Source organism: Pseudoduganella rhizocola (genome assembly GCF_045984285.3).
Lineage (GTDB): Bacteria > Pseudomonadota > Gammaproteobacteria > Burkholderiales > Burkholderiaceae_D > Rugamonas.
Genome location: NZ_JBJQIK030000003.1, coordinates 377,573 through 402,825, shown reverse-complemented (window position 1 = coordinate 402,825; position 25,253 = coordinate 377,573). Strand labels below are relative to the sequence as shown.

The 25,253-nt window shown below is 60.8% G+C and carries 25 protein-coding genes and 1 pseudogene; 11 read left to right on the top strand and 15 right to left on the bottom strand.

The genetic code is table 11. The features are described 5' to 3' along the window. Positions 1-31 precede the first annotated feature (31 nt). Both ACJRPG_RS09055 and imuA read right to left on the bottom strand, forming a co-directional pair. Positions 32-1,501, bottom strand: a complete 1,470-nt coding sequence (locus ACJRPG_RS09055; RefSeq protein WP_407999733.1) for a Y-family DNA polymerase — start codon at positions 1,499-1,501, stop codon at positions 32-34. Then, the gene (gene imuA, locus ACJRPG_RS09050; RefSeq protein ID WP_407999732.1) at positions 1,434-2,135 is read right to left on the bottom strand and encodes a translesion DNA synthesis-associated protein ImuA; all 702 of its coding nucleotides are present in this window, start codon (positions 2,133-2,135) and stop codon (positions 1,434-1,436) included. Before imuA ends, ACJRPG_RS09055 begins: the two co-directional genes overlap by 68 nt. A 201-nt stretch (positions 2,136-2,336) precedes the next feature. On the opposite strand from imuA, the gene ACJRPG_RS09045 reads away from it, so the two are divergent. After that, the gene (locus tag ACJRPG_RS09045) at positions 2,337-2,972 is read left to right on the top strand and encodes a hypothetical protein (protein WP_407999731.1); all 636 of its coding nucleotides are present in this window, start codon (positions 2,337-2,339) and stop codon (positions 2,970-2,972) included. Positions 2,973-3,091: 119 nt separating this feature from the next. Further along, on the top strand, positions 3,092-3,808 hold the full coding sequence (locus tag ACJRPG_RS09040; protein WP_407999730.1) for an SOS response-associated peptidase family protein: 717 nt from the start codon (positions 3,092-3,094) through the stop codon (positions 3,806-3,808). A gap of 548 nt (positions 3,809-4,356) precedes the next feature. On the opposite strand, the gene ACJRPG_RS09035 is transcribed toward ACJRPG_RS09040, so the two are convergent. Beyond that, positions 4,357-4,542, bottom strand: a complete 186-nt coding sequence (locus tag ACJRPG_RS09035; protein WP_407999729.1) for a hypothetical protein — start codon at positions 4,540-4,542, stop codon at positions 4,357-4,359. A gap of 527 nt (positions 4,543-5,069) precedes the next feature. Here ACJRPG_RS09035 and ACJRPG_RS09030 point away from each other — a divergent pair. Next, on the top strand, positions 5,070-5,684 hold the full coding sequence (locus ACJRPG_RS09030; RefSeq protein ID WP_407999728.1) for an SLATT domain-containing protein: 615 nt from the start codon (positions 5,070-5,072) through the stop codon (positions 5,682-5,684). Further along, entirely contained in the window at positions 5,681-6,979 is a 1,299-nt protein-coding gene (locus ACJRPG_RS09025) for an SMODS domain-containing nucleotidyltransferase (RefSeq protein WP_407999727.1), read from the top strand. The genes ACJRPG_RS09030 and ACJRPG_RS09025 overlap by 4 nt, the downstream gene beginning before the upstream one ends. Before the next feature lie 245 nt (positions 6,980-7,224). Here the strand turns inward: ACJRPG_RS09025 and ACJRPG_RS09020 are convergent. Continuing rightward, a pseudogene (locus tag ACJRPG_RS09020) lies at positions 7,225-7,556 on the bottom strand (SDR family NAD(P)-dependent oxidoreductase); the annotation flags it as partial. A gap of 519 nt (positions 7,557-8,075) precedes the next feature. Here ACJRPG_RS09020 and ACJRPG_RS09015 point away from each other — a divergent pair. Further along, complete coding sequence (locus ACJRPG_RS09015) at positions 8,076-9,692, top strand: YecA family protein (RefSeq protein WP_407999726.1); 1,617 nt, start codon at positions 8,076-8,078, stop codon at positions 9,690-9,692. Between the two features lie 520 nt (positions 9,693-10,212). Here the strand turns inward: ACJRPG_RS09015 and arsC are convergent. From arsC to ACJRPG_RS08990, 5 genes are read right to left on the bottom strand one after another with little or no spacing between them, the layout of a single operon-like run. Then, positions 10,213-10,641 (bottom strand): arsenate reductase (glutaredoxin), encoded by a 429-nt coding sequence (gene arsC, locus ACJRPG_RS09010; protein WP_407999725.1) that lies wholly within the window; start codon positions 10,639-10,641, stop codon positions 10,213-10,215. A gap of 9 nt (positions 10,642-10,650) precedes the next feature. Continuing rightward, positions 10,651-11,931 carry an arsenic transporter gene (locus ACJRPG_RS09005; RefSeq protein ID WP_407999724.1) on the bottom strand — a complete coding sequence of 427 codons (1,281 nt, stop codon included), beginning with the start codon at positions 11,929-11,931 and terminating at the stop codon, positions 10,651-10,653. A gap of 27 nt (positions 11,932-11,958) precedes the next feature. Continuing rightward, entirely contained in the window at positions 11,959-12,438 is a 480-nt protein-coding gene (locus tag ACJRPG_RS09000; protein ID WP_407999723.1) for an arsenate reductase ArsC, read from the bottom strand. 16 nt (positions 12,439-12,454) lie between these two features. Beyond that, positions 12,455-12,952 (bottom strand): arsenate reductase ArsC, encoded by a 498-nt coding sequence (locus ACJRPG_RS08995; protein WP_407999722.1) that lies wholly within the window; start codon positions 12,950-12,952, stop codon positions 12,455-12,457. A 1-nt stretch (position 12,953) separates the two neighbouring features. Beyond that, positions 12,954-13,295 (bottom strand): ArsR/SmtB family transcription factor, encoded by a 342-nt coding sequence (locus ACJRPG_RS08990; protein WP_407999721.1) that lies wholly within the window; start codon positions 13,293-13,295, stop codon positions 12,954-12,956. Between the two features lie 170 nt (positions 13,296-13,465). On the opposite strand from ACJRPG_RS08990, the gene ACJRPG_RS08985 reads away from it, so the two are divergent. The 4 genes from ACJRPG_RS08985 to ACJRPG_RS08970 all read left to right on the top strand — a co-directional run bounded on the left by ACJRPG_RS08985 (position 13,466) and on the right by ACJRPG_RS08970 (position 17,627). Continuing rightward, positions 13,466-13,738, top strand: a complete 273-nt coding sequence (locus tag ACJRPG_RS08985) for an ArsR/SmtB family transcription factor (RefSeq protein ID WP_407999720.1) — start codon at positions 13,466-13,468, stop codon at positions 13,736-13,738. An 87-nt stretch (positions 13,739-13,825) separates the two neighbouring features. Continuing rightward, a complete protein-coding gene (locus tag ACJRPG_RS08980; RefSeq protein WP_407999719.1) occupies positions 13,826-15,241 on the top strand; it encodes an NAD(P)-binding domain-containing protein in 1,416 nt (471 codons plus the stop codon). A gap of 33 nt (positions 15,242-15,274) precedes the next feature. After that, positions 15,275-16,480: an MFS transporter gene (locus ACJRPG_RS08975; protein ID WP_407999718.1), complete on the top strand. Its 1,206-nt coding sequence runs from the start codon at positions 15,275-15,277 to the stop codon at positions 16,478-16,480. 121 nt (positions 16,481-16,601) lie between these two features. After that, on the top strand, positions 16,602-17,627 hold the full coding sequence (locus tag ACJRPG_RS08970) for a glycoside hydrolase family 43 protein (RefSeq protein WP_407999717.1): 1,026 nt from the start codon (positions 16,602-16,604) through the stop codon (positions 17,625-17,627). 303 nt (positions 17,628-17,930) lie between these two features. Here ACJRPG_RS08970 and ACJRPG_RS08965 read toward each other — a convergent pair whose 3' ends face one another. Genes ACJRPG_RS08965 through ACJRPG_RS08955 form a run of 3 tightly spaced genes read right to left on the bottom strand, consistent with a single transcriptional unit; the run spans position 17,931 to position 19,971 of the window. After that, positions 17,931-18,416, bottom strand: a complete 486-nt coding sequence (locus tag ACJRPG_RS08965) for an arsinothricin resistance N-acetyltransferase ArsN1 family B (protein WP_407999716.1) — start codon at positions 18,414-18,416, stop codon at positions 17,931-17,933. Between the two features lie 3 nt (positions 18,417-18,419). Continuing rightward, on the bottom strand, positions 18,420-19,286 hold the full coding sequence (gene arsN2, locus ACJRPG_RS08960) for an arsenic resistance N-acetyltransferase ArsN2 (RefSeq protein WP_407999715.1): 867 nt from the start codon (positions 19,284-19,286) through the stop codon (positions 18,420-18,422). A 43-nt stretch (positions 19,287-19,329) separates the two neighbouring features. Continuing rightward, entirely contained in the window at positions 19,330-19,971 is a 642-nt protein-coding gene (locus ACJRPG_RS08955) for a TetR/AcrR family transcriptional regulator (protein WP_407999714.1), read from the bottom strand. 164 nt (positions 19,972-20,135) lie between these two features. On the opposite strand from ACJRPG_RS08955, the gene ACJRPG_RS08950 reads away from it, so the two are divergent. After that, the gene (locus ACJRPG_RS08950) at positions 20,136-22,451 is read left to right on the top strand and encodes a GH92 family glycosyl hydrolase (RefSeq protein ID WP_407999713.1); all 2,316 of its coding nucleotides are present in this window, start codon (positions 20,136-20,138) and stop codon (positions 22,449-22,451) included. A gap of 3 nt (positions 22,452-22,454) precedes the next feature. Here ACJRPG_RS08950 and ACJRPG_RS08945 read toward each other — a convergent pair whose 3' ends face one another. Continuing rightward, complete coding sequence (locus ACJRPG_RS08945) at positions 22,455-22,913, bottom strand: response regulator (protein WP_407999712.1); 459 nt, start codon at positions 22,911-22,913, stop codon at positions 22,455-22,457. After that, the gene (locus ACJRPG_RS08940; protein WP_407999711.1) at positions 22,901-24,055 is read right to left on the bottom strand and encodes a sensor histidine kinase; all 1,155 of its coding nucleotides are present in this window, start codon (positions 24,053-24,055) and stop codon (positions 22,901-22,903) included. Before ACJRPG_RS08940 ends, ACJRPG_RS08945 begins: the two co-directional genes overlap by 13 nt. 287 nt (positions 24,056-24,342) lie before the next feature. Here ACJRPG_RS08940 and ACJRPG_RS08935 point away from each other — a divergent pair, with 287 nt between their 5' ends. Next, positions 24,343-24,555 (top strand): cold-shock protein, encoded by a 213-nt coding sequence (locus ACJRPG_RS08935; protein ID WP_407999710.1) that lies wholly within the window; start codon positions 24,343-24,345, stop codon positions 24,553-24,555. A 113-nt stretch (positions 24,556-24,668) separates the two neighbouring features. On the opposite strand, the gene ACJRPG_RS08930 is transcribed toward ACJRPG_RS08935, so the two are convergent. After that, entirely contained in the window at positions 24,669-24,914 is a 246-nt protein-coding gene (locus ACJRPG_RS08930; protein ID WP_407999709.1) for a hypothetical protein, read from the bottom strand. Between the last annotated feature and the right edge of the window lie 339 nt (positions 24,915-25,253).

Here is a 25,253-nt window from a genome sequence, read left to right as displayed (position 1 = left end):
ACGGTGATAGATATGGCAGACCAACGAGGCCTCATCCGTAAAGGCCGTGCAGATACCAATGCATGTCGCCGCCTCGTTCCCGGTAGATCCAGTAGCAAGCCGCGTCGGCGCCCTGTGCCACATAATAGTCACGGGCCGCAGTCTGGTTGTTCCACCAGCCAGCTTCGATGCGTTCGGGACCCCGGATCAGGGCCAACGGGCTGCCGTAATAGGGGCGCTCGTCGCGTAAGAGTAGTTTGACCGGTTTTTCCAGCAGCCAGAACGGGCGGTCCAGCTCTTCAGCGTCTATCGTGGATCGCCGCGGCTTAACCGCCGCCGGGCCCCAGGTATTGCACACTTCCGGACGGTGGTCAGGCGTCAGTTGCGGCATCAGCACATTGTCGGCGCCGAGGCGCGCGCTCAGCAGCTCGAGCAGGCGCAGTAGGTCGGCCGGCGAGCCGCCCGGCTGCGGGAACAACTCGCCGCTCGGCGGCGCCTGCGCTTCCAGGCGCACCGCGTCCAGCTGCAGGCCGATCACCGGCGCCGGCAACTCGATGCGCGCCAGGCGCTCCTTGAGCAGGCGCAGCAGGTGGGCGTCCTGCCATGCCGGCTCGGCCAGCACCATCTCGAGCGCCGTCGGCGCTATCGCGGCCCGGCCCCGTTCATGCAGCAGCAGCAGGGTGAAAGCGGCGGCGGCCAGCTGGCGCACCGTCAGCCAGCCCGTCATCTGCAGCAGCAGGCGGGACGCTCCTTCCAGCAGGTCATCGGCTCGCTCGATGCGTTCCAGCGTGTCGAGCCGGGCTGTAAAGGTGGCCGGGATGCTGATCCAGCGGAACAGTTCGATCGACTCGCCATAGGCGCCCGCCAGCGCGTCGGCCAGCTGCACGCTGGTTCGGCGCAGCAGTCCGCTTTTCGGCAGGCGGCGCAGCGCGGCCAGGTCGCGTGCGCCGATGCCGGTCAGCAGTGGCAGGAAAGGCTGCGCTTCGGGGAGGATGCTGCAGGGCAGGGAATCCAGCAGCGTGGCCAGGGTTGCCAGGCGCAGGCAGCGCCGCCGCAGCGGACGTTGGCGCTGGCGGGGGCGGCGGGCCAGCAGCCAGGCGCCGGCGGCCGTGGGCGCCGCGCCCAGGGTGGCGCTCAGGCCCTGCTGGCTCAGGCAGTGCAGCACCTTGTCGGCCAGCGCGCGCGGACCGTGGAACAGGCGCAGGCTGGGTCCCACATCCAGCAGCAGGCCGAAGTCCGGCGCGTGCGCGATGTCGGGCGTGAACTGGAACAGCGCGAGGATGGCGGCCTGCAACGCATCGGCTTCCTTCTGCAGGTCGCGCTCCAACAGCACTGCCTGGGGCGCGATGGCCTGGGCGCCGCCGGCACGCAGGCCGGGCCGCACGCCGAGCGCGGCCGCCTCAGCCGACACGGCGAGCACCCGGCCGCCGTCGATCACCGCAAAGGGCCCCGGCTCAGACCAGCAGGGGCGCAGGGCTTGCAGCGGCAGCAGGGGTAGGTGCAGGCTGAACAGCAGTTGCATGGTCGCTCTCGGTGATCGGGCGCCGCGCCGGCATGTGCGGCAGCTGGATAAACAGGTGGCCGTCTGCAGCCGGGCCGCGCCGTTTCAGGACCTCGACCACCATGCCGCCATGCGCCGGGCGCAAGCCGAGCCGCAGTGGCGCCGGCGACGGCTCGAGCGCAGCCGCCATCGGACGCAGCAGCCAGAACCACGTTTCGCTGCCTTGGGCCGCCAAGTGCAGGCGGCGCAGCGATTCGGTGCGGATATTGCTTTGCCAGAGTAGAAGAGCGCCACAGCTACCGTTCTTGAGAATCTGTTCAGCCGACCACAGCGCGTCGGCGCTGGACTTCGGACGCAGCCACAGCAGCTGCAGCGGATCGAGGTCCCAGTGCCGCGCTGCCATTGCCTGCGGGATGCAGGGCGGCTGCACCAGCGCAATGCGCTGGCTACGCGCCAGCCGAGCCAGCATCGGCTGCAGCAACTGCAGTTCGCCGATGCCGTGCTGCTGAAGCAGTAGTTCAGTCAAACTCGATTGCGGCCAGCCACCGTTTGGCAGCTCCCGGTCCAGCACCGCGTACCCGCAGCTGGCAGCGGGTACGCGCGACCGGGCCAGTTCGCTCGCCCGCCACACATCGGGCAGCGTGCCTGGATCCATACCGGATGGTGCTAACGCAAGGGCTGGAACAGAGACGACAAGCATATTAGTGATTGAATACTGTATGAATATACAGTATATTGGATGCCGTGGTGATTTGCAGTTTTTTTTAATTCCGCGTGGCATCGATTGTCGCAGAGCGATCCATGAAAGCCGGCTTACAATTGAACGCGTGAGCAACGAACAGATAGGGGAGAGCAGATGGACTCAGTAAAGCACGGGCGAGATGATGAGCAATGTAAAAATTGCATCTTCTGCGGTGTGGCAGAAAAGCAGTTGTTGGCGCCGTGCGTTCCCGATGCTCTGATCAAGCTGTCGGCGTGGCCCGCGCGCTATGTTTTCCCCTCATGCGAACCGTGTCAGGATGCGGCGCTGGACGCTGGTCAGATCTTGGCCTCGACAGCGCCCGTCCATACCGTATCGACCGAACCAGTCGATACAAGGCTGCAGGACGCGATGAGTTTGCTTGCCAGCCGCCTGGCGAAGGCTATGTTCTACGAGGAGCACGGACGCATCTTCCCTGACTTTGGCGCCATCTACTTCTATTGGGCCGCCGCAAGTGCGCCGCCAATTCCTGGTTTCTCCGTGGAAGAACAGCTGGACCGATGGGGCAAGCGTGATACCGTCCAGAGCGGAATCTCCGAACTTGACCGTGAGTTTTCATTGGAGGTCGCCCCCAGCACCTGCGCTGTGGCGCTGAACGCGCGCATCACCAATGCCTTTAGTTTGTTAGTCTTTGCCGACACATCGCCCGATAGGATGGCGGCAGATACGCACGAGCTCTATGACGTGCTTCCGGGCGGTCTACACCAAGCGCAGGCAGGGTTGTACGAGTAAATTACTCAGCCGTACCGTCCGCTCAGCTATAAGCTGAGGACGCACAACAGGATCGCCAGGTTCCGCGATCCTTTGAAACGTTGCGTTCATAGTGCGGAATTGCGCCGCGCTTTGGTACTATGCAGCTTTCCAAACCGCTTAATGCAATGTGCGTTAACTACACCACCGTGAAACGACATGGGCTCGAGCGGTTCAATGTCGAACCGCCGCAGAAAGACTGGGTCGAAGAGATTTTCCAAGACTATGTCGCGCCGATCGTTGTGCTGGGCGAAGATATCCAACGTAAAGCCTTGCTCGCTAGCTTCGGCATGAAGCCGAAGCGTAAATATCTACAAGGCGAGTTCAAGAAGACGACGATGAATACACGCGCCGAGCGGGTCGGCGTAGCCGCTGAATACAAGGGCGCATGGCGCGAAGGGAGACGTTGCCTTGTGCCCATGGTGCGATATTTCGAACCGAGTCACGAATCGGGCGCAGCAGTTCGCTGGCAGATCGCCTTCCAGGGGGAGCCAGAATTTGCTGCAGCCGGCATCTGGCGTAGTTGGGAAGAGGCAGACGGTACGCTGACCCACAGCTTTGCCATGTTCACCGTAAATGCCGATGCCCATCCTTTGTTGAACCGGTTTCATCGGCCGGGCGAGGAAAAGCGTGGTCTCGTCATCCTGCGCCCCGATGATTACGACGACTGGCTGAGAGTTGCAGATCCGGAGCAGGCCCGCTTCTGGCTCGCTTTAAGGCCTGCGGACGAGATGACTACTGCGCCGGCCCCGATGCCACCACGTGTGCCGAAGAAAGTCCCACCTGCGGCCTTGCCGCAGCAGGAGTCGCTGTTCTGATTTACCGGAAAATATGTGGCTAGCGACGCCGAGCTAGCCAGCGCTCCCCACTCAGATGTGTATCGTCGCCTACCAGTAGGCGCACTTCGGCGTTTTCACCCATTCCGTAATTTTCATTGCGTGTTGAAAATCCAACATTCAGTGAAAACCACGCATCTTTCTCGTTTGGCTTCACTCATGCCGGCTCATGAAACAGCTCGATAAGGCAGTTTATAAGAACTTATTTTTGGTTTTATAAGTTCCCTGGGGAAAGATTTTCACATCACCAGGTTGTTCCTCCGCGCCCGACTTGAGGTGCCGGTGTGAGCCCGAGCCTATTGGCTTTTCTGAGGAGAATATCCCCCGTCGTTGTCGCCGGCGTAGGCGCCAGTCACTTCGTCGTGCGCGCACAGCGCCGAGTCGGGCAGGCCTGCGAGGAAGCCATAAAAGGCCTCTAAGTCTTGCACTGTCCTCGGCGGCCTCCCAGTCGTCGGCCATCGGACCCAGCCAATGCCCCACCGTCGTCATCATCGGGGAGGGCAACGTGTTTGCAGCATCAATCGGCTGATTCAACGCGGGTCTTCCCTGCTCAGTTGGTCCGGGATCTCAGCACTTTTTTGATAGGCGAGCTGGCAGAACGAATCCATCAACCGCCCGTAGGCCTGGTGCTGCGCCTCTAGGGCTGCAAAGCGCTCTTTCCACGCCCGGCCCTCAACGCGGGCGTCGTCGATCGACATCAGGGCGAATTTGCGCATTTCCGCCACCTCGGACTTAAGTGCAGCCCACACTGTCGGCCTGGCGGGCGAGGGCGGCGTTGGCCCGGACTGCCTCCTCGGCGTACTGCCGGCTGCAGTGCTTGGCCACTTATAGCTCGCTCGCCAGGGAGGCCGCAGTGGCGCCTTAGGTTGGCCAGCTGTTGTTCCGCCTACTGCAGGCGATTGAGCGGCAATCGCGATTCCGCGCGTTCCCTCAAAATTTGCGCCATTTTTTCGGCTAAATGCCTGGCCAGAAAATATTGTCGAGAAAGTCCTTGTATATCCATACAGTGCCATCTATAGTGTTTTTATTGATGAGTTAATACCATAGGTAGTGTTTTGCTCGCTATCCCTTTGCAGAGGGAGCTGAACCCAACCCTGAGCGCGGAATGGGATCGGTTGCGAGTCACATATGTCATACCGTGAACGTGCTCGCAGCGGGTTGGCGGATGTCGGTCAACATAGCGTTGAAAAATGAGCATTGATCCTTATCTGATGGAAAACATTACTCAGGGAATAGAAGAACAATGAACCAAGACGCGCTGCTCAGGCTGATCGCCGAGACCGGTTATAACGTCGGCTACGCTGCCAAAAAGCACCTCGCAACCTTTGACATGGTGGAAAAACTTCCCGGGTGGACCGGCCTCATTTCGCTGGTGGTCGGCATCTACGCGTTGTTTGTGCCGGCGTTCGAGGAAAAGCAGGTCGCGGCGGCCTTTATCGCTATCGGCGTCGCGTCGATCTACCTGAATTTTTACGCGGCGGACAAGGACAAGTATCATCAGGCCGGGTCGGCCTTGACGGGCAAGTTGCATGAACTGCGTGAGCTGTATCAGAAAGTGAAGTCGGCGTCGGCGGGCGCCAATCTGGATGCATTTTTGGCCGACCACCGGAGGATCCAGGAAGAAGCGCTGCGGCTGGGCATCCCGAAGCAGCTGTTTCTGAGCGACTGGTATGCCCACTATAAGTTCTTCTGGCAAGCGCAAACCGGCTGGATGGACGAGCAGCTGAAATTCAGGCTGCTCCGCGACAAACTGCCTCTGGGCTTTACCGTACTTTCGATCAGTGGCAGCCTTGCCGCGCTCGTCTGGCTGGTGAGCCACTTTAACGCCGTTCTTCGCATATTTAGCTGCCAGCCATGACCACCGCACAACTATTCCAGGAATTCCGCAACAACCTGACCGTCAAGAATGCCGACGCGATCTCGACCGCCTACGCGAACATCACGATGCGTCTGAACAAGGACTTTCGGGACCTGGAGTCAGACGTCCTTTACCGCCGCCAGATCGGTTCGTACGGCCGACACACCGCAATCCATGGCATCAGCGACCTGGATATGGCCATCGAACTGCCATGGCCGCTCTATGAAAAATACAAGGCCTACCAGAATAACGGCCCCTCCCAGCTACTCCAAGCGGTGCGTGAATCCCTGAAAAAGCGGTACCCGAAGACTGAAATCAAGGGCGACGGGCAGGTTGTGGTCATCAGATTCAGCGGCTTCGTCGTCGAGGTCCTGCCGGCGTTTGTCGACAAGGACGCCGACGGCTACCGCTTTCCGGACGCGAACAACGGCGGCTCGTGGCGGGTGTGCAAGCCGATCCAAGAAATGGATGCGGTCGACAAGCGAAATGGCGAAACGAACAGGAACTATAAGCACGTATGCAAGATGGTGCGCGCCTGGAAGAACAACCATGGCGTTAGCATGAGCGGTATGCTGATCGACACGCTCGTCTATAACTTCTTCGGGCAACACAAGGAGTTCCACAACGCCACGTACTCGTCTTACGACAAACTGATGGCGACGATCTTCGCCTATCTCGGTGGTCTGGACCATCAGGATTATTGGGCGGCGCCGGGCAGTGGCCAGCGGGTGCACTCGAAAGGGAAGTTTCAGACCAAGGCGAAAAAAGCCGCGACCAAGTGTCAGGAGGCTGTGGACGAAGCATCCCTAACCAAAAAGTCTAAGCTCTGGCGCGAGGTGTTCGGCCGGTCGTTTCCTCTGCACCAGGTGCAGCTGGAGAAGGCCATGGCGTCGGATTCCATTCACAGCGAGCGCGCTCCTGGGGAGCAGTTTATCGAAGAGCTGTTCCCGGTGGATGTTTCATATGACCTCTCCATTGATTGCGACGTCAAAACGGTCGGCCTGCTCAAGCGCATACTTGCTGGTGCGCAGATCATTGCGCACGGCCGCGACCTGCATTTCCATATCGAGTCGTGCGATGTGCCCAAACCATATGAACTGATGTGGAAGGTGCGCAATGTCGGTCCCGAGGCTGAAAGGCGGAAAATGCAGCGGGGCAAGATCGTCTCCGACCGCGGCGGCCATTCGCTGGTGGAGTCGACGTCCTTCGGCGGTGACCATTACGTCGAAGCATACATTATTAAGGATGGCGTCTGCGTGGCTAGGGACATCATCGACGTGCCCATCAAGATGTAGGACGCTACCGTCAGACCGATGCCGAACATTGCGCTTGGATTCGGTTTTGGCCGCCTGACTTAGGCACGAATGAATGTAGGACGGGATAACCCTGCATTATCCCGCCCGAGAAAGTGCGTACGTGCCTAGAAGTGCCAAATATGGCCACACCAAGGCGAACAAAGTAACTCGCCAGTGCCGGTTGCCAGGTCATCTGGAAGCGTTTCGTTGCTGCAGTAGGTCGCGAAAGGCACTCCGTTACGTCAGCCTTGGGTTGCATATTCAATTGCCAAGCCACGCGTTACTGCGTCCAGGCCACCCTTCGTTAGCAGAGCAAGACCAGCAGGAATGTCTGTCAATGCCTGGCGGACCAACGTAGTGGTGATCTGTACAATATGCCCACTTTTTTGCTTGAGCATTTCTGCAATGGCGAGCTGAGTCACGTGGAAGAACCCATGATGTTCGTTTTGTAAATCGTCGTGAGATCGTCAACCGTGTATTCGGTGAACGGCTTGCCGATGAAGAGGCCGGCGTTATTAATTAAGGTGTCGACGCGTCCGAAACGACTTACTGCGGTTTCGACTAGTTGCCGCGCAAGGTCGCGGCTAGCGTCCATCAGCGGTCGTGATGGACGCGTTTGGGACGCAATCGAAGCAAATGAAGTGAAACCCGTAAAACGCTCTGGCCCTCGATAGCGAGTTCGATGCAGAGGTAGTTCGACCTCAGCATAAGAAAATCTGAAGCCAGTTCCTCCCCGCCATCAAGACAGTTCAGGTATAAATGGAAAAATTGCCATTGGTCCCTTGAAACTTTCAGAACACAATATATAGTGTATTTAGCTCATCCATTATCTACATATTGTACTTTGGAGTAAGTTATGGCAAACAAATCGACTGGCGGCAAGGTAGCATCGCAAGCGGGCAAAACTCTCGCTAGCTCCACCGCATCGGGGCTCCAAAAAAGTCTCGCCGGCAGCGCTCTGGCACAATCGGGTACGAACAAAGTGACTGGGGCTGCCATGGAAAAGAAAGCCTCGTCCGCACTGCAGAGCAGTTCTAACGCAACGACAAAAGCGTTGGCTGGCTCACTTGTATCACAGTCAAAGAAGTAGGTGGCGGTGGCAAAAGTAGGGCGCAATGATGCATGCCCTTGCGGAAGTGGTGCTAAGTTCAAGCGGTGCCACGGCCGCGCGCGGCCAGCGGCGCCTGCGGGGCAGTTTGTAACGCCAGCGCAGTTAGTTGCGCGCAATATTCAACGCGAGCGTCAGCAAGGGTTGGGCAGGCCAATCATCTCAGGCAAGCTCGGCGGCCGGCGGCTTGTTGCGGTGAAGAACAAAATTTTGTACTCGGATAAGTGGAAAACCTTCCATGACTTCCTATTTGACTTCATCAAACGAAAGCTCGACCCTGACTGGGGAACCGCGGAGATCGCGAAACCGCTCGCCCAACGTCACCCCATCTTGATCTGGTACGATCATTTATGCCGGGCACAGCAGGCACACGCCATTCCAGGGAAGATATCAAGCATGGAAGCCAATGGCGCAGCCATTTCGTATCTGCGTTTGGCCTACGACCTCTATTCGATGGAGCATAACAGTGAGCTCCAGGCGAAGTTGATTAATCGACTGAAACACCCAGAACAGTTCTTAGCGGCGCGATATGAGCTCTTTGTCGCCGCAACGATGATCAGGGCGGGGTATGCGATAGTTCTCGAGGACGAAGATGATCGCACAAGCTCGCACTGCGAGTTTACTGCCACCCATACGGCCACCGGTCGACAGTTTTCAGTCGAGGCGAAATGTAGGAACGGAGCAAATTTACGTCCTGGGCGGCAGTTACAGCGGGCGCTGGCTAAACGTGCAGACCATGAACGCATTGTCTTCATCGAACTCGCGATTGGCCAGCTCACCGAAGGCGAACCATTGCCCCGGGAACTCCAAGGGGCGCTGCAGTTGCTCAGGCGGTTAGAGGGGGGCACGGACAAGGAGGGGAACGAGCTCCCGCCGGCATATGTGTTCCTGACCAACTCAACAACGCATCTCAATCTGGAATCGGTTGATAACCGATCATACGTGATCGGAGAGGGCTTCCAGATCCCTGACTTCAAGCTTGATGGGACTTTCCCCACATTCCGGGCACTCATTAATGCGAGGGAAAAAGACCGGGCGCTAACCGCGCTCCTGGAGTCGGCTCGGGACCATGCATTCCCGCCAGTTACTTTCGACGGCGAAATAGCCGAGTACGCGCTTGGCGTGCTCGACCCGAACCAACGCCTCATCATCGGACGTCGATATCAAATAGATGATGGGCATGGCCGAAAAAGACTCGGCCTCTTGACAAGTGCTACGGTGGCCGAGAACGAGTCGAAACTATATGGCGCTATGTGGTTCGACGACAATACCGCCGAAATACTCAAATGGGATATGTCCGAAGCCGAGCTCGATGCATGGCGTCGCCATGCCGATACTTTTTTCGGCGAGCCCGCGCGGCGGAGCAACAGCATGCATGGACCGCTTGAACTCTACGATTTTTTCCACAACGGATATAAGAATACGCCAAGAGAACGGCTATTAGAACTCTTGCACGGTGCGCCAGACCTCGCGCAGCTCGAAGCCATGTCGCAGCCAGAGCTAGTGTCGATTTATGCTGAGCGGATTACGTTGACGGCGCTAGCAAATATGCCGGGCCAGAACACGCCAAACGCAGTGCTGCAAAATAGCGCGGCACAAAATTGACCAGCTAATCGGTTCAGCGATCTCGAAACCGTCCCAATATGATGTCTCGATAATCTTTGCTCGCCAAATCGCCCGGGTAAAGGGGAGCCCCAAATTTACGCAAAAAGCAGGAACACGTTTGTGAAAGCGGACGGTTAGAGCACTACGGCGTTTACGCTATGCGTCTGCAGGATGGAACGTTAACAGCAGGCGACCATCCCGGGGGATATAGCATCGGTGAACATCTTACCTAAAGGTTCCATAGATAAAAAATGCAGTTTTTCGTTACATAAATCATCCTACGAAATATGAGAACTGCAATATAGCTGAACTTGAGTCAATGATTACGTAACGGACGGAGGAACAATTAGGTAAGCGCGCTGACACGCTGATGAAAATATTCTGGATCTGATCATTCTACATCATATTTCGCATAATTTATATTATGTCAAATCGTTGATCATGGCAAAGCGGCTGAACGAGCGCTCGCGCAGCGATCGTTTGGCAGCAGCTGGCATTGACGTTAGGCAGATCGAGCAGCTTATCCATGGGACACTCGCCTGCCATGTTCGTCGATCACACGCTCGCCATCTTCCTTGGTGAACGCGCCGCGTTGCGGCTCGGTCAAGATATCGAGCACCAGTTCTGATGGCCGGCACAGCCTCACCCCGACTGGCGTAACCACGAACGGCCGGTTGATCAGGATTGGGTGCGCGACCATCGCGTCCAGCAGCTCTTCGTCGCCGACAGCCGGATTGTCCAGGCCCAGCTCCGCAAAGGGCGTGCCCTTCTCGCGGATCGCGCCGCGTACCGAGAGGCCGGCGCGCGCAATCAAATTGCGCAGCGTGTCTTTCGTTGGCGGCGTCTTCAGGTATTCGATTACCAGCGGTTCGATGCCCGCATTGCGGATCAACGCAAGGGTATTGCGCGAGGTGCCGCAATCAGGGTTATGGTAAATGGTTACGCTCATGGCTTCTCCTTATCCCAGCCGCACGGCCAGCGCCGCCAGGGTCACGAACAATACCGGCAACGTCAGCACGATGCCGACACGGAAGTAGTAGCTCCAGGAAATTTCAATACTCTTGCTGGACAAGACGTGCAGCCATAATAGCGTCGCCAGGCTGCCAATCGGGGTGATCTTGGGCCCCAGGTCGCTGCCGATCACGTTTGCATAGATCATCGCTTCGCGCACCACGCCCTGCGCAGTGGTGGCGTCGATCGACAAGGCGCCCACCAGCACGGTCGGCATATTGTTCATGATCGAGGACAGGATGGCGGTGATGAAACCGGTGCCGAGCGCGGCACCCCAGACGCCATAGTCGGCGCAGCGGTTCAGCAGTGCCGTGAGGTAGTCCGTCAGGCCTGCATTGCGCAGGCCATACACCACCAGGTACATGCCCAGCGAGAAAATGACGACCTGCCATGGCGCACTGGCCAAGACTTCACGCGTCGAGATCTTGTGACCACGGGCTGCGACTGCCAGAAGCAGCGCGGCGCCGGCCGCGGCAACCACACTAATTGGCACGCCCAGTTGCTCGAGCCAGAAGAAGCCAACCAGCAGCAGGGCCAGCACCCACCAGCCGGTCAGAAAAGTCGCGCGGTCGTGAATCGCCCCGTCCGGGCGCTTCAACTGCGCCAGGTCGTAGTCGGCCGGGATGTCCTTGCCGAAGATCCATATGAGCGCTCCCAGTGTGGCCGCAATCGAGACGAAGTTTACCGGCACCATCACGGCGGCGTAGCGCGCAAAGCCGATATCGAAGTAGTCGGCCGAGACAATGTTGACCAAGTTCGACACCACCAGCGGCAGGCTGGAGGTGTCGGCGATAAAGCCTGCTGCCATCACGAAGGCCAGGGTGGCTTTATTCGAAAAGCGCAGCTCGCGTAGCATGGCAATCACAATCGGGGTCAGGATCAGCGCTGCGCCATCATTGGCGAACAAGGCCGCAACGGCGGCGCCCAGGAGAACGAGCAGCACGAACAGGCGCTTGCCGCTGCCTCGGCCCCAGCGCGCAACGTGCAAGGCCGCCCACTCGAAAAAGCCTGCCTTGTCGAGCAGCAGGCTGATGATAATGACGGCCACGAAAGTGCCGGTTGCATTCCAGACGATGTGCCAGACAACGGGGATATCGGAAGTCTGGATGACGCCGGCCAGCAACGCGACGATTGCGCCGGCAGCCGCGCTCCAGCCAATGCCGAGGCCGCGCGGCTGCCAGATCACGAAGATGAGCGTTGCCAGAAAGATGAGAAATGCGGTCAGCACATTGTGTCCTTCAAATGAGACCAGGCCTTATGCCTGCAGGGTTCCGATACGGTCCAGTTCAGCCTTGAACGCCGCCTTGTCCAGGGCCAGCACGTCAAGCGGCAGCTTCAGGAAGGCATCGATGCGCGCGCGGATGATGGCATGGGTATCCTCGAAGGCCTTGGTGATCTCCTCTTCGGTACCGGCGACGTGGCCAGGATCGTCCAGGCCCCAGTGGGTGCGAAGCACCGGGCCAAGATAGGCCGGGCAGGTCTCGCCGGCAGCGTTGCTGCAGACGGTGACGACGATATCGGGCGTTACGGGCAGGTCATGCCAGGATTTGCTGAAATAGCCTTCCGTGGAGATGCCCTTGCCATGCAGGAGTTCGACGGCGCGCGGATGGAGCTTGCCGGCCGGCTCGCTGCCGGCGCTGATGGCCTTCATGCCTTCCGGCGCCATGTGGTTGAACGTGGCTTCGGAAAGCACGGAGCGGCAAGAGTTGCCGGTACAAAGGAACAGAACAATCATTGAAGTTTCCAGAGGTTTAAACGGACATATCGCCGATGGCTTTGATTTCGTGCTGGATCGCATTTTTCTCCAGCATATGCAGCGGCAGGCTCACAAAAATGTTCATGCGCGTCATGATCTGGCGGAAGATGCGGAACGCTGCCCGCTTTTCTTCGTCGCTGCCCTCGACGGCCGCGGGATCGGCGAAGCCCCAATGCGCCGACAGTGGGTGGCCAGGCCAGTAGGGACAGGTCTCCCCGGCAGCGTTGTCGCAGACGGTGAAGATGAAATCCATCTGCGGTGCATCGGGCTTGCCGTATTCGTCCCAGCTCTTGCTGCGCAACTGCTCGACCGGGTAGCCGGTGCCGGCAATCTGCTCGATGGCGAAAGGGTTGACCTTCCCGGCCGGGTGGCTGCCGGCGGAGAATCCACGGAAGCGCCCCTTCCCCATCGTAGTGACCAGGGCTTCTGCCATGACGCTGCGCGCCGAATTGCCCGTGCACAGGAAGAGCACGTTATATACTTTCTCTTGCATTTCAGTTCTCCATCAGAGCGGTTGGCGGAACACACGATGTCGCAGCCGGCATGCAGGCGACGCCGCAGCAGCAGTTCGCCGTCAGAAACGCCACCAGTGCATTCATGGTGTCCATGCTGGCGGAGTAGAACAGGAAGCGGCCGTCCTGGCGCACGCCGATCAAGCCCGAATGGGTCAACTCCTTCAAATGGAACGACAAGGAAGACGGTGCAATGCCCATATGCTCCGCGATGCGGGTCGCCGCCATGCCTTCCGGCCCCGTCTGAACCAGCAGACGGAAGATGCCGAGCCGGGTTTCCTGCGCCAGGGCGGCCATGGCCGCTAATACCGCTTTCGTTTCCATATCGCTCATTTCCACTAAAGTCGAATGATCATATCCCAAAGCTACGACAATTCCAAGTTTATAGAAATATCTTGACAGCTTGATGACACGCGCCTATTCTTCATTCGTCGATTAGCGAATAGACCGAAATGACTACCTGTTGTGATTCCCGCGCCGCCGGCGAGGCAGTAATGGCCATTGATGCCAACGATCTGGCGCGCATGTGCAAGGCGCTCGGCCACCCTGCCCGCGTGCAGCTGCTGAAATATCTGTCGGCCTATGGCGCCTGCTATTTCGGCAACCTGGCCGAAGTGCTGCCGCTGGCCGCATCGACCATTTCGCAGCACGTCACGATCCTGAAAGAGGCCGGCCTGATCCTGGGCTCGTCCGACGAGCAGCGCGTGTGCTATTGCGTGAATCCGGATCGCCTGGCGCAACTCAAGGAATTGATGACTGGGCTGTAAATTTTTTACCTCGTTATTCGTCGTTCGACGAATGGCAAAGGGAATATGAGCTCCATATTGCTGACGCTTCGACCGAAAGGAATCAACATGAATCTGACCGACATCACGCTTCCCGTTGCCGTCCTGGGCGGCGGCCCCGTGGGCCTGGCTGCTGCTGCCCACCTGATCGAGCGCGGCATGACGCCACTCATCCTCGAATCGCATACTGCCGTTGCCGGCAATCTCGCCACCTACAGCCAGGTGCGCCTGTTCTCGCCATGGCGGTACAACGTCGACAAGGCAGCGCGCAAGCTGCTTGAAGGCGCCGGCTGGCAGATGCCGCCAGCCGATGAATTGCCGACCGCGGGCCAATTGCGCACGCGGTATCTCGAACCGCTGGCAAAGCTGCCTCAGCTGGCAGAACACCTGAAGCTGGGCCACCGCGTCACCGAGGTCGCGCGGCTCGGCTTCGACAAGGTGAAGACCCGCGGCCGCGAGGAAGCCGCCTTCGTCGTGCGCGCCATGACCGCTGAGGGCGAGCGGGAATACTATGTCAGCGCCGTGCTCGATGCGACCGGCACCTGGTCGCACCCCAATCCGCTGGGCGCCAATGGAATCGCCGCCCAGGGCGAAGAGCAATTCGCGGACCGGATCAGCTACGGCATGCCCGACGTTCTTGGAGCCCAGCGCGCCCGTTATGCCGGCAAGCGGGTGCTCGTGGTGGGCGCAGGCCATTCCGCGGCGGGCAGCCTGCTCGCGCTGGCCCAACTGGCCGATGAAGTGCCTGGCACGGTCGTGGTCTGGGCGGTGCGGGGCAACTCGCTGGCGAAGGCCTTTGGCGGCGGCGAGGCCGATGGCCTGCCGGCCCGCGGCCAGGTCGGCCTGCGCCTGCAGGCGCTGCACAAGGCGGGACTGCTGGAGATCCATACCAACTTCCGCATCCGCGCGATCACCGGGCAACATGGCCACCTGCGTTTGCTGGGCCAGGATGTCGAGGGCGTGCCGCAGTTCATCGACGGCATCGACGAAATTGTGGCCTCGACCGGCGCACGTCCTGACCTGGCGATCACACGGGAACTGCGGGTACGTCACGATCCCTGGCTCGAAAGCACCGATGCGCTCGCGCCCTTGATCGACCCGAACGAGCACAGCTGCGGAACCGTCCGCCCGCACGGCCATCGCGAACTTGCGCATCCCGAACAGGGCTACTACGCGGTCGGCGCCAAGAGCTACGGCCGGGCCCCCAACTTCCTGATGGCCACCGGCTACGAGCAGGTGCGCTCTGTCGTCGCCGCCCTGGCGGGCGACATGGCCGCAGCCGACGATGTGCAGCTTGAATTGCCGGAAACCGGCGTGTGCAACACGCGCCTGCCGGGCGTGGAGACTGCAGCCAGTGCCTGCTGTGGTGGTCCCGCGCCGGCGGCGTCCGATGCCTGCTGCGTGCTTGACGCCAACGCCAAAGCCGCGGGCGAAGCAGGATGTGGCTGCCCGCCGCCGAAGACGGCCTCGAGCTGCTGCGCTTGAGACAACATCCTTCTACGGTCGAGAAAGGTCCACATGCAGAGCCCCTGGCGCACCATCGGCATCCTCGCGGTCACGCAGATCGCCTCATGGGGCTCCCTGTACTATGCCTTCAGCATCGTCGCGGCGGCGATCGGCGCCGAGCTTCACCTGGCGCCAGAAATGGTGTTCGGCGCCTTCTCGGTCAGCCTCCTGGTCACGGGCCTGTGCTCCACACCCGTCGGAATTTTGATCGACCGTTTTGGCGGCCGCTGGATCATGGGGGCAGGCTCGGTCGTATGCGGAGCCGGCCTGATCTGGCTGAGCTATGCCAGCGGCCCCCTCTCCTACTTCGGGGCCTGGATCGTGCTGGGCGCTGCGATGGCGCTGACCCTGTATGAAGCGGCGTTTGCCACCATCAACCGCAAGTTCGTCGGCAATGCGCGGCAGGCAATCTCCACGCTCACCTTATTCGCAGGCTTCGCCAGCACCATCTTCTGGCCGTTGACGCTCAAGCTGAGCAGCGAACTGGGCTGGCGCGACACCTACTTTTGGTTCGGCGTCGCGCAGCTGGTAGTTTGCCTGCCGCTCCATCTGCTGCTAGGCGCTGACGCGCCACGCCAGCCAGCGACCGGCCGTTCCCAGGCACGCAGCCATACGCTGGCCGAGGCGCTGCGCCATGCAACGTTCTGGAAGTTGGCCTTTGCCTTCTCTGCGAACACCTTCATCTTCTCGGCGCTTTCCGTGCACCTGATCCCCTTGCTCAAAGACATGGGCCATGTTGCCGGCCTGGCAGTGCTGATGGCGACCTTGATTGGGCCGATGCAAGTGGCAGGCCGGGTGCTGGAGCGGACGGTGGCGCGCGATGCGGCGCCGCAGACAGTGGGCAAATTCGCATTCACCGCCTTGCCGGCCGCCCTCCTGGCATTGCTGTTGTTCGGCCAGCAGGCGTGGGCGGTTGCGGTGTTCTGTGCCCTGTACGGCCTCAGCAACGGCGTACTGACGATCGTCCGCGGAACCATTCCCCAAACCCTGTTCGGCCCGGAAAATTACGGAGCGATTTCTGGCGCGATGGCCGGTCCCTCCTTGCTATCGAAGGCTGCCGGGCCGCTGTTGGCGGCCTGGATCCTGGGCGCCGGCGGCGTGCCATCGGTCCTGATTGCGGTGCTGCTCGGCGGCTCCGTGCTATCCCTGGGATTTTACTTGAGTGCCGTTTCAAAATCGGCGCCCACCGCAGCGGTGGCGCAGGAAAAAACTTTGTGATGCAGCGTGAAAGGATCTATGAGGCCAGATCGATATCAGCTTCGATTCGGCCAAGGCAAAAAACTGCTGGCTTTTAGAAACACTTGTCATCACAATCGTCGAAACACGATTGGGAGACCATATGCGACACCTGTACCAATGCTGGCGTGGCCCACTTGCATTCGCTACGCTATGGCTGTCGGCCGCCGCGCTGCCGGCGCTCGCACAAATCGCGCCCGGTGACGCCGCCGGCTCCAACCCCATAATCCGCGACCGTTTCACTGCCGATCCCGCACCCTTGGTGGTCGGCGACACCCTGTATCTGTACGTAGGCCACGACGAGGCGCAACGTGACGAAATGTTCAATATGCGCGAATGGCTGGTTTACTCCACCAGGGACATGCGTACCTGGACCAGCCATGCGCCGATCATGAAGGTCAAGGATTTCAAATGGGCCAAAGCGGACGCATGGGCTTCGCAAACCATTGAAAAAAACGGAAAGTTCTACTTCTACGCGGCGGTGGAGCATGACGATACCCAACCAGGCAAGGCGATCGCGGTGGCTGTGTCCGACAAACCCACGGGCCCCTTTGTCGACGCGCGCGGTTCGGCGCTGGTAACGAACCAGATGACGCCCAAAGGCACGCACAGTTGGGAAGACATCGATCCCACCGTCTTCACCGACGATGACGGAACCACCTGGCTGGCCTGGGGCAATCGCCAGTGCTACATCGCCAAGCTGAAGCCAAATATGATAGAGCTGGATGGCCCAATCCAGGAGATCACTCCGCCACACTTTGAAGAAGGCCCGTGGCTGCACAAACGCGGCAATCTTTACTATCTGACCTACGCATCACTGGACCGCAGCACGCAGCGCGACGAGCACGTTTCCTATTCGACCGCGACATCCATCAGCGGCCCGTGGACCTATCGCGGCCTGCTGACCGGCTCGGGAAAATACAGCTTTACCATCCACCCCGGCATCGTGCAGTTCAAGGACAATTGGTATCTGTTCCTGCATAACGCCACCTTGTCGATCGGCGACCTGAATGGCGCCATCGGCCGCCGCGCGGTCACTGTCGAGCACCTTCAATACAATGCCGACGGCACCATGAAGCCTGTAGTGCAAACCAGTGCCGGTGTCACGCTTCCGCCGCCGACACAATAGGCGGCGCAGCCGTGCAAGGGCAAGGCTTGGGACAGCCGCAATGCGGGCCGCAGCTGCAGGCAAAGCGCGCAGGTTGAGCCGGGCAGCCGCAGCTGCACTGCGCGCCGCGGCAAATACGGCAGGCGCATCCCTGCCTTTGTTCTGTTTTCCGGAATAAACCCATGGCTGCTCCCCTTAGCTGGACTAAAGTTCGGAGCGTAATGCTTGCCATGATGGGAATGTCAAGCACACGGAGCCTGCACAAAGTCGTTCGGCTGATGTGAGGCCAGCCTGCCCGTTGTGGATGCGCTTTTGCGCGGAGAGCTATTGCAGCTGCAACTCCCAGTAGCCCACGTCGATCCACTGCCCGAACTTGCGGCCGACGCGTTTGAAGTGGGCCACCTTCTCGAAGCCCAGGCGCTCGTGCAGCGCCACGCTGGCGGGATTGGGCTGGGCGATGCCGCCCAGCGCTACCTGAATTCCCTTGCCGCGCAAGGCTTCGATCAGGCTTGCATATAGCTTGAAGCCGATGCCCCGGCGCGCGTAGCCAGGCGCGACGTACACCGTGGTCTCTACGGAAAAGCGATAGGCACTGCGCGCACGCCAAGGGGTCGCATAGGCATACCCCGTCACTTCGCCCCCGTTCTCCCACACATACCAGGGAAACTGCGCGTTCACGTTCTCGATGCGGGAAGCCATTTCCGCAACGGATACCGGCTCCTCCTCAAAGGTGATCGTGGTGCCGGTAACGTAATGGTTGTAGATCGCTGCAATGGCGCCGGCATCGGCGCTGGTGGCTAGTCGTATCATCGTTTATTTACGAAGGCGCAGCGTCATGACAACCGCGCTGGCGGGACATGCGCCCTGCAACTCGCGTGACTGCTGCAGTTGATCGGGAATACGGGAGCGGTCCACCTTGCGGAACCCCAGTTTCGCAAACCAGGATTCGGCGGTGGTTGTCAGCAGGTAGAGGCGGCTCGCACCGATGGCGGACGCATGCTCCATCAGGGCCGCCAGAAGCTGCTTTGCCCAGCCGCGGCCGCGCACTTCGCCATCGACCACGACCGAGCGCAGCAAGGCATCGGCGCCGTAGGCTTCGAGCCCGCCCGCGCACACTATCCTGCCGCCCTCCTCGCCTACGATGAAATGGCCGAGATGTTCCTTCGCGCCATCCAGCGGCAGGGATGCTGCCAGCAGCATGCGTTTGATGGCGGGCCAGTCCTTGCGTGCCGCCGGCCGCAACGCGAGCGCGGCGCCCGATGGCGTTCCGGACAAGGCGTCCATCAGCAGCCGCAGCGATTGCTGCACCATGGGCAGGTGCAGCGCCGGCACCCGCTCCAGCAACTGGCCTGCGTGCTGGTTGAGCTCCTGTTCCAGCCGCAGCGCGCGCACCCGGCCGGACCGTGTCAGGGCGAGCGTCACGCTGCGCCGGTCGATCGCGCTGCCCTGTTTTGAAACGCAACCCTCTTCAACGAGTGTATCGACGGCGCGGCTGATCCAGCCTTTGTCCAGACCCAGCCGCTCGACCAGCGCCTGCTGTGACAAGCCTGCTTCCCGCAGAAGTTCGGTCAGCACATGACACTGCACGGTGGATGCGCCGTCGCCGCAGCGCGCCTGCCTGCGCTGGGAACGCACATAGAGGCGGACGATTTCGCGAATAAGGGGAGCGGCCGTGGTCATGCGTCACATGATGCCGCCCTTTGGCATTGGTTGTCAACAGCAACTAATTGTTTGCCGTCCTGGACGGCCTGGATGGCATGCCCGCCCGCTGCGGCAGCAGCGCGGCGAGATAGGTGCGCACGTGCGCGATGGCCCGCGTTGCGGCCCCGGGATCCTGTCCTGCTTTGGCCAGGATGAAGGCGCCCTGGATGGCGGCCTGCACGAACAGCGCCAGGTCGAGCGGGTCCCAGTCCGCATCGGGCGCACAGGCGCGCCGTGCCTCGTCCAGGTCGGCCGCAAGGGTGCGGGCGTGGCACAGGATGGCTTCGTCGCAGGCATCGCGGATGGCCGGATGGGTGCTGTAAGTCTCCTGCACCATGGTGCCCAGCAGGCAGGTGAAGTCCGGCAGCTCGCCCCGGATCAGCGCACTGCGGAAATCCACATAGGCCAGGATGCGCTCGCGCGGATCGGCAATGGCGCGGAACGGCGCGGTGGCGAACAGTTCGCCGGTGACAGCGGTCCAATGCTCGACCGAGGAGATGGCAAGATCGTCCTTGCCCCTGAAATGATGGAAGAAACTGCCCTTCGTCACCCCTGCTTCGCGGCAGATGTCGTCCACCGACGATCCCGCATAGCCCTTGGAACGGATCACCCGCGTGGCGGCATTCAGCAGCTTGGTTTTGGGATTGGGGAATTTTTCTGCCATGCTCAGCTCCATACCATTTGCTGCCGCATGGTTCCATACCGAATGGTATGGCGTCAAGCAAGCTCCATACCGTTTAGTATGGAGTGATGCATTTTCGTCAGCAGACAAGGCAGGACCGGACGTAGAATGGCGAGCACATTCACCAACCGCCAAGGAGCAAACGCTTGGGTCCACATACTTCCTTCCGCCGGCAATTGCTGATCGCCGCCGGCATGTTCGCCCTCCTCACTCCCGCCGTCCACGCCCAGATGGTCGGCAAGGTTTCCGATCCGGTGGAATGGGTGAATCCCCTGATGGGCACGGCCAGCAAGCCGGAAATGTCGAACGGGAATACCTACCCGACCATCGCCGTTCCCTGGGGCATGAATTTCTGGACCCCGCAGACCGGCAAGATGGGCAACGGATGGGCCTACACCTATGATGCCGACAAGATCCGCGGCTTCAAGCAGACGCACCAGCCCTCGCCATGGATGAACGACTACGGCCAGTTCTCGCTGATGCCGGTGGTGGGCGCCAAGCGCTTCACGCAGGATGCGCGCGCCAGCTGGTTCTCGCACAAATCGGAAACCGCCAAGCCCTACTACTACAGCGTGTACCTGGCCGATGCAGACGTGACCACGGAAATCGCGCCGACCGAGCGCGCGGCGCAGTTCCGCATCACCTTCCCGAAATCGGACAGCGCCTATATCGTGGTTGACGCTTTCGACAAGGGCTCCTACGTCAAGGTGCTGCCGGAGCAGCGCAAGGTGGTCGGCTACAGCACGCGCTATGCGCGCGGCCCCCTGCCGAAGAACTTCCGCAACTACTTCGTGATGGTGTTCGACAAGCCTTTCACCTCGGCCGATACCTGGCAGGGCGACGCGCTGGCGGCGGGCAAGCTGGAGATGGACGGCGCGCACAGCGGCGCCATCCTCGGCTTCAGCACGAACAAGGGCGAGCAGGTGCATGTGCGCGTCGCCTCCTCCTTCATCAGCCAGGAGCAGGCGGAGCTGAACCTGCAGCGCGAGCTGGCCTCGGACAGCTTCGACCAGACCCGCGCGAAAGCGAAGGCGGCCTGGAACCAGGTGCTGGAGCGGGTGCAGCCCGAAGGCGGCAGCATCGACCAGATGCGCACCTTCTATTCCAGCCTGTACCGCATGGTGCTGTTCCCCAACAAGCTGTATGAGCTGGACGCCAAAGGCCAGCCGGTCCACTGGAGCCCCTACAACGGCGAGACGCTGCCCGGCTATATGTTCGCGGGCACCGGCTTCTGGGACACCTTCCGCGCCCTCTATCCCTTCCTGAACCTGGTCTACCCATCCATCAACCGCGAAATGCAGGCCGGGCTGGCGAATGACTTCAGGGAAGGCGGCTGGCTGCCCGAATGGTCCAGCCCCGGCTATGCGGACGTGATGGTCGGGAATAATTCGGCCTCCGTGGTGGCCGATGCCTGGATCAAGGGCGTGCGCAGCGACGATATCGAAACGCTGTGGCAGGCGCTCAAGCACGGCGCCAACAACGAGGGGCCGATGTCCGCCGTCGGCCGCGCGGGCGTGGGCTACTACAATGAACTGGGCTATGTGCCGTATGACGTGAAGATCAACGAGAACGCCGCACGCACGCTGGAATATGCCTATGACGATTTCGCCATCTACCAGCTGGGCAAGGCGCTGAACAAGCCGGAATCGGAAATCGCCATCTACAAGCAGCGCAGCCAGAACTACCGCAAGCTGTTCGACCCGGAGACGGGCCTCATGCGCGGCAGGAACAAGGACGGCAGCTTCCAGTCGCCTTTCAATCCCTTCAAATGGGGCGATGCCTTCACCGAGGGCAACAGCTGGCACTACACCTGGTCGGTGTTCCACGACGTGCACGGCCTGATGCAGCTGATGGGCGGCAAGCAGGCCTTTGTCGACAAGCTCGATATGGTGTTCTCGCTGCCGCCGGTGTTCGACGACAGCTACTACGGCCAGGTGATCCACGAGATCCGCGAGATGCAGGTGGCCAACATGGGCCAGTACGCGCATGGCAACCAGCCGATCCAGCACATGATCTACCTGTACAACTACGCGGGCGCACCGTGGAAGGCCCAGTACTGGCTGCGTGAAACCATGAACCGCATGTACAAGCCCACGCCGGACGGCTATTGCGGCGATGAAGACAACGGCCAGACCTCGGCCTGGTACGTGTTCTCTTCGATGGGCTTCTATCCGGTCACGCCGGCCGTGAACCAGTATGTGCTGGGTGCGCCGCTGTTCCGCAAGGTCACGCTGAACCTGGAGAACGGGCGCAAGGTGGTGATCAACGCCGCCGCCAACAGCGAGCAGCACCGCTATGTGGACCGCCTGCGCATGAACGGCAAGGACTACAGCCGCAACTGGATCAGCCACGAGGCCCTGCTGCGCGGCGCCGTGCTGGACTTCAGCATGTCGCGCACGCCGAACAAGCAGCGCGGCACGGCCGATGCGGATGCGCCCTATTCCATCTCCACCGCGCAGTGAAGTTCAGGGCCGCTTCGGCCCTGAACGCAGCAGTTTCAGCACCATGTCCATGCTGTAGGGCTTGGGCAGATAGTGGTAAGGACGCTGCCGCGTGCTCATCAGCGAAGGGGGCGTAAAGCCGGAAGTGAGCACGATTCGCACCCGGGGATAAAGGGCGGACACCGCATTGGCCAATTGCAGGCCCGTCATCCCCGGCATCATGATGTCGGAGAACAGCGCGTCGATCTCCGGGTCGTTTTCGAGGATAAGCAGCGCTTCCAGGCCCGAGTAGGCCACCTTCACCTCCAGGCCGCTGCCGTGCAGCAGGACTTCGGCCATGTCGGCCAGGTCGCGTTCATCATCCACCACCAGCAGCTTGCGCAGCGCCCAGGCATCGGCAGGCGCTTGCTGCCCGCCGGGCGGCAATCCGGGCGGCGGCACGCCGCGGCCGGAGGAAAAGAATGTGTTGATCAGCTTGTGCACCGGCGTTCCTCCGCCAGGCCGCGCGGCAAGGTCACGGTGAAGCTCGTGCCATCCCTTTCGTTCGAATCCACACTGATCTGCCCGCCATGGGCCTGGGCAATTTCGCGCGCAATGAAAAGGCCGATGCCCAGGCTGGTGCGTTCGGTATAGTCGCCGCCCGTGGCGGAGCTCGCGCGTACCATCGGTTCGAAAATGGTTGCAATTTGCTCGGCTGGAATCGCCGGCCCCTGGTTATGGATCTGGATGGCCACCTCGTGCTCGCCGCCGCTCATATCCACGCGCACCGGCCCGCCACTGCCGTGCTGCACGGCATTGCCGATCAGGTTGGACAGCATCTGGGCCACACGCGCCTCGTCGAAGCGGGCCTCCAGCTGGGGCGGCAGGTGCAGTTCGATGCCCCGCTCAGGGTGGAAAGTGCGCAGCTCATTCACCACCTGCTCGCACACGGCGGCGAGGTCGGCCTGCGCGCCCTGCACCGGCAGGCCGGGGCCGAGATGGCTGCGGGTGAACTCGATCAGGTCGTTGATCAGCTTGCTCATGCGCTTGGCGCTGCGGAACATGCGGGCGGCCACGTCGGCATACCGCCCGGGGATATCGGTGGCCTGCATGATGAAGTGCGAGCCCGTGACCAGCGTGCCGAGCGGATTGCGCAGGTCGTGGCCCAGGATGGCGAGGAACATGTTCTGCGACCGTGCCACCAGCTGCTGGTAGCGCGCGACGGATTCGGCCACCGCCTGGTCGACGGCTTCATTGAAACGCGTCATATCGCCCATGGTCGTGGCGCCGTCAAGGTGCGGGCTGGCCTGCCACAGCGACAGCACGCCGGAACGCAGCGCGCGGTATTCCGACACCAGCTGGACCACCGTGTAGCCCGACAGCAGGCGCGCCTCGGCATGCGCTTCGGCAGCCGTTTCGGCCGCACCGCGCCGGCCGCGGCCCCAGGCCTTGGCATCGCGCTGCACGTCGGTCTGGTAGGTGCCGAGGTCCGCGGCAAAGGCCAGCAGCATCTGGCGCGCGTGGTCGCGCAGCGCCTCGTCGTCCATGGTCAGCGCGGGCGGCTCGATGGTGCGCGCGAAGTCTTCCCATGCCTGCAGGATCGCTTCCATATTGTCGTGGATGAAGTCGGCAAGTCTGTGTGCCATGCTGGTCGATGCCCTCGTCTTGCCGGATCGCGGGAATGCGACGCCCAATCCGGATCATACCGTCGGTCCGGAAGCCCTGCTGCACGGTTGAAGGCAAAATAAATCCGAAATGCTTAGGGAATTCCGGAATGGTGCTGTATATTCAGTCTCGCACTACATCAAGTCGCCTTATTGTTGGTCTTTCTCTCCCGTTCGCCTTTGGCGGTCCTGTTTGATTTCCTCTCTTATCCACTTCTTGGTCGATTGTGCACCCGGGCGTCTTGCCCATGCAAACTAAAGGACTCAACATGACTACTCCCCAAACCGGCACCGTGAAATGGTTCAACGATTCCAAGGGCTTCGGCTTCATTACCCCTGATGCCGGCGGCGGCGACCTGTTCGCCCACTTCCAGGACATCCAGTCGAACGGCTTCAAGAGCCTGTCGGAGAACCAGCGCGTCTCCTTCGTGCGTGCCAATAGCCCAAAGGGCGAAAAGGCCTCGCAGATCTGCGCGATCTGAGCTGAATTTCCGGCCGGCCTGCACCACGCAGATTGCGTGGGCGGCGCCAAAGTAAAAGCCCGCCATCTCCGGCGGGCTTTTTGCATTTCGGGACGGCCGGGCGCAGCCTGCGCTCACCCGGCGGACTGCGGATCCGGCCGGCGGCGGCGCCAGATGTCGCGGTTGCCGACGCGGACGCCCTGCATCAGGCCGTCACGCTCCAGTTGTTCCAGCGCGGCCAGCGTGACCGCCATCGACTCCGCTGCGCCCGGCCACTGTATCCACCAATGGTGGATGCCTTCCAGCGTATCGGCGCTCTCGGGCCGCGCTTGCACGTAGTGGACAATCGCGTCTTTTGCAAAACGTAGCAGGTCTTCCATGGACATAGTCTGAGAATGGGATGCAAAAACTTGCATAGCGATGATGCAGCTTAGCACAAGGAAAGTAAAACCGGTGCCCTCCACAGGACCGTGCGGGGCGGGTGATTTTTGACCCGGCACTGGGCCGGCGCCCACCCGGATATTTCCCTCTGTGAGCCTCTGCCCCACTGGGTGAAAAATATCCCAGGCCATGTCGAGCAGCTAGAAAACCCATTTAATATCAACGGCTTAGCGCATTTTCTGGCGCTGGCACGCCGATTGCATAACAGGGGCGTGTACGATTCTGGCTCCCAAGTGTTCTGCCGTCGGGGGCGGCCAGGACTTTATTGGCGACTTTGA

Excerpts from the sequence above, each read along its gene's own strand:
- ACJRPG_RS09055 (WP_407999733.1), bottom strand. The coding sequence starts at position 1,501 with ATGCAACTGCTGTTCAGCCTGCACCTACCCCTGCTGCCGCTGCAAGCC.
- imuA (WP_407999732.1), bottom strand. The coding sequence starts at position 2,135 with ATGGATCCAGGCACGCTGCCCGATGTGTGGCGGGCGAGCGAACTGGCC.
- ACJRPG_RS09045 (WP_407999731.1), top strand. The coding sequence starts at position 2,337 with ATGGACTCAGTAAAGCACGGGCGAGATGATGAGCAATGTAAAAATTGC.
- ACJRPG_RS09040 (WP_407999730.1), top strand. The coding sequence starts at position 3,092 with ATGCAGCTTTCCAAACCGCTTAATGCAATGTGCGTTAACTACACCACC.
- ACJRPG_RS09035 (WP_407999729.1), bottom strand. The coding sequence starts at position 4,542 with ATGCGCAAATTCGCCCTGATGTCGATCGACGACGCCCGCGTTGAGGGC.
- ACJRPG_RS09030 (WP_407999728.1), top strand. The coding sequence starts at position 5,070 with ATGAACCAAGACGCGCTGCTCAGGCTGATCGCCGAGACCGGTTATAAC.
- ACJRPG_RS09025 (WP_407999727.1), top strand. The coding sequence starts at position 5,681 with ATGACCACCGCACAACTATTCCAGGAATTCCGCAACAACCTGACCGTC.
- arsC (WP_407999725.1), bottom strand. The coding sequence starts at position 10,641 with ATGAGCGTAACCATTTACCATAACCCTGATTGCGGCACCTCGCGCAAT.
- ACJRPG_RS09000 (WP_407999723.1), bottom strand. The coding sequence starts at position 12,438 with ATGATTGTTCTGTTCCTTTGTACCGGCAACTCTTGCCGCTCCGTGCTT.
- ACJRPG_RS08995 (WP_407999722.1), bottom strand. The coding sequence starts at position 12,952 with ATGCAAGAGAAAGTATATAACGTGCTCTTCCTGTGCACGGGCAATTCG.
- ACJRPG_RS08990 (WP_407999721.1), bottom strand. The coding sequence starts at position 13,295 with ATGGAAACGAAAGCGGTATTAGCGGCCATGGCCGCCCTGGCGCAGGAA.
- ACJRPG_RS08985 (WP_407999720.1), top strand. The coding sequence starts at position 13,466 with ATGGCCATTGATGCCAACGATCTGGCGCGCATGTGCAAGGCGCTCGGC.
- ACJRPG_RS08980 (WP_407999719.1), top strand. The coding sequence starts at position 13,826 with ATGAATCTGACCGACATCACGCTTCCCGTTGCCGTCCTGGGCGGCGGC.
- ACJRPG_RS08975 (WP_407999718.1), top strand. The coding sequence starts at position 15,275 with ATGCAGAGCCCCTGGCGCACCATCGGCATCCTCGCGGTCACGCAGATC.
- ACJRPG_RS08970 (WP_407999717.1), top strand. The coding sequence starts at position 16,602 with ATGCGACACCTGTACCAATGCTGGCGTGGCCCACTTGCATTCGCTACG.
- ACJRPG_RS08965 (WP_407999716.1), bottom strand. The coding sequence starts at position 18,416 with ATGATACGACTAGCCACCAGCGCCGATGCCGGCGCCATTGCAGCGATC.
- arsN2 (WP_407999715.1), bottom strand. The coding sequence starts at position 19,286 with ATGACCACGGCCGCTCCCCTTATTCGCGAAATCGTCCGCCTCTATGTG.
- ACJRPG_RS08955 (WP_407999714.1), bottom strand. The coding sequence starts at position 19,971 with ATGGCAGAAAAATTCCCCAATCCCAAAACCAAGCTGCTGAATGCCGCC.
- ACJRPG_RS08940 (WP_407999711.1), bottom strand. The coding sequence starts at position 24,055 with ATGGCACACAGACTTGCCGACTTCATCCACGACAATATGGAAGCGATC.
- ACJRPG_RS08935 (WP_407999710.1), top strand. The coding sequence starts at position 24,343 with ATGACTACTCCCCAAACCGGCACCGTGAAATGGTTCAACGATTCCAAG.
- ACJRPG_RS08930 (WP_407999709.1), bottom strand. The coding sequence starts at position 24,914 with ATGGAAGACCTGCTACGTTTTGCAAAAGACGCGATTGTCCACTACGTG.